This window comes from Bartonella sp. AA16NXGY, assembly GCF_042197325.1.
Lineage (GTDB): Bacteria > Pseudomonadota > Alphaproteobacteria > Rhizobiales > Rhizobiaceae > Bartonella.
This window is the reverse complement of sequence record NZ_JBHIRR010000037.1, coordinates 1-2,873: the sequence shown is the minus strand read 5'-3', so window position 1 is coordinate 2,873 and position 2,873 is coordinate 1. Positions and strand designations below refer to the sequence as shown.

Here is a 2,873-nt window from a genome sequence, read left to right as displayed (position 1 = left end):
ACATTGAATTATGCTATTCAGGATGTTCGGAAAGAAGCAAGACAAGCTGCTGCTATTGGTCTAGCGGTGTCCAACTTGCGTTACAATGATGCACCAGGAAAGTTAAGTGTTGCACTTGGTAGTGGTATATGGCTCAATCAGTCCGCATTTGCTCTTGGTGCTGGTTATACATCTGAAGATGGAAATATTCGCTCTAGTCTATCTGTGACAAGTTCCGGAGGGCGCTGGGGTGTAGGTGTAGGATTAAGCTTAACTCTAAATTAATAAAATTTACTACGATTATTTTCAAAAACGCTCCTGTCTATACAAGACAGGGGCGAAAATAGTTACACGATTAAAAGAACGACTCCCACAAATAACAGTGCCAGCATTAATGTTGAAAATAAAGAAAGAGAAAAGGTGTGAAGAGTGGTGTGTTTTACGCAAATTTGACAGAAGTCGTGGAGGGGGGCTGGTTGGTGGTTGTTAGATGACAGTGAGCAGCAGATTAAGACAGTTTTTGATGATGCGAAAAAATATGTAGATAAATATTTTTCTGAATCCAAGGATAATGCGATGAGTAATGGTGTTAACGAGTCGAAATCCTAAACCGATATAAAATTTGAAATGTTTAGTTATGACATTAAGAGCGTACGGAAAGAGGCAAGGCAAGCAGCCGCCGTTGGTCTAGCAGTATCCAACCTACGTTACTTTGACGAGCCAGGATCTTTGAGTGTCTCATTTGGTAGCGGCACATGGCGTGGACAATCCGCATTTGCCCTTGGTGCTGGTTATACATCTGAAAACGGAAAAATTCGCTCTAATCTCTCTGCCACGAGTGCTGGTGGTCATTGGGGAATAGGTGGTGCAATCACTCTGAAAATAAAATAATACGAACAACGAAAATAGAACAGAATATCCACCCTTATTTATTGAAATAAGGGTGGATATTTTTTTACAGACGCACAGTATTTATCTAGAGATAAGCATAATATTTGATGAGGCTATAAACTGTGAGGTTTTATAGAAGATTTTCTATATTTTGTTGAAAAAAGATCACAGTAGAATCCATATTGCTAAAAAGCTATATTTTTATGTTGCTATTTTCATGAACAGCCTATAGCTGTATGAAAATGTATATTAGTAAGACTCATTTTGATAAAATAATTCAAAGGGGGAAAAGTAGTGCGTAAAGATAAAAGGTACATCACAGGACCGCGCATATATCATTATATGATATATTAAAAAGAAAAAATCCAACTAAAAAGCCAGTTATCCAAGGAAAACTATATTCCGGACATATTACAATTTCTTTTTACTTTACTTATTATTAATAAAACCATGCTTTCTAATAAAAATAAAATCTATAATTAGGAAAATACATACTAAAACCTAGTACAAAGGATTTTATAGTAACCGCTACCAAGTAAAAAGTAATATTAAATATAAAGACCCCTTTTTAGTTAGAAAAAAACAGCACACTAAAACCATTAGACTCTAAATGTGTCATCTTTATGTCCACAAAACATAATCAAAAAACAAACATTTAGGTCTCAATAAAGAGAGCACAAACAAAACAAGACTAAAGACCCAAAATGTTCACACTCTAAGCAATAATCGTCTACTCTGAATTCCAAAGAGATCAATAATGCTAAAATGTGTCTTTTTTATGTTTTGGAGGTGTTTTTAAGTTTTTTCATTGGAGAGTTTGTTATGAAAAAATTATATGCCCCACAAGCTGCGAGTGAATTAAAACGTTCTCGTTTTTCTTTTGTTAAAGTTCTTTCGTTGGCTACAGCGGCTACATTCTTATCGAATGTTACGCCTGTTTTTTCAGCAAATCCTGATTTTAGAAACACGTTTCTTGAGGGTGTAAAAAGTGCTGGTGTATCTTATCCACAAAGCCTTCTCTCTGTTGCTGGTTTGAATGCTTCTGATGATTACGCAAATTTTTTAACCAAAACCCTTTCTGGTAAGAGAGATAAGAGTCCTATCGTAAATGTTTTGACAGAAGGTAGCCGTTCTGCGCGAGTTGGAAATGTTGGTGATAAGAAAGTGCCACAGCTTACAAGAATAGCGGTTAACGATAAAAGCATGAGTGCGGATAATATTGCTGTGCGAAAATTGCCAAAAACATTTATTAAAAAAGGGTGGATGCTGCCTGTTGAGGACGATAATAGTGATGATATTTTGCTGTCTGGCGTTAATCGTTTAGCAAGGAGGGTGAGTACATATGAAACTAATGATGATATAAAACTGGGGAAAAGTCCGAATGCGAATGCCATTAATATTATTGCTATTGGTAACGGCATACAGACATATTCACAAAGTAATCTGTTTCAAGGTGTTACTATTGTTGGCAACGCCGCGAAAGACTACGCTTCTGCTGCCACCATTGTTGGTGCATGGGCAGAAGTGAAAGAAGCGGGCGGTATTGCGCTAGGTTACAATTCTGTGGCCGATAGGGCTAAAGGTGTTTTTGGCTATTCTCCTAATAAGAAAGCGAATGCAACAGGTACTGACATTCAATGGAAGAGTGTTTATGGTGCCATGAGTGTTGGTAATCTCAGCGAGAAGGGAACGCGACAAATTATAGGGGTAGCAGCTGGTTCTGAACTGACTGATGCAGTAAATGTTGCGCAGATAAAGTCATTACAAAATTACGTAGATAAAGGTTGGCAGCTGTCTGTTGGTGGTGCAGATGCTACAACTATTGGTATAGAGAGCAAGATCGATTTATCAGCGGCAAGTGAAAATCTTCAAATTAGCAAAGGCAAAGATGACAATAATATAAAATTTGATCTAGCCAAGGATATTGCAGTCAATAAAGTAACTGCAGGAAGCAGTACCTTAGACGCAACGGGCTTAGTGATTACAGGTGGACCGAAAATAAT

At 37.3% G+C, this 2,873-nt stretch carries 2 protein-coding genes and 1 pseudogene; all 3 read left to right on the top strand.

Features of this window, described 5'->3' with window-relative positions:
- Nucleotides 1–264, top strand: a 264-nt coding sequence (locus tag ACFINK_RS09125; RefSeq protein ID WP_375638880.1) for a YadA-like family protein, incomplete at its 5' end; no start/stop codon positions are given.
- A 342-nt stretch (nt 265–606) separates the two neighbouring features.
- On the top strand, nt 607–870 hold the full coding sequence (locus ACFINK_RS09120) for a YadA-like family protein (protein WP_375638878.1): 264 nt from the start codon (nt 607–609) through the stop codon (nt 868–870).
- Between the two features lie 822 nt (nt 871–1,692).
- Nucleotides 1,693–2,873: pseudogene (locus ACFINK_RS09115) on the top strand (hypothetical protein); the annotation flags it as partial.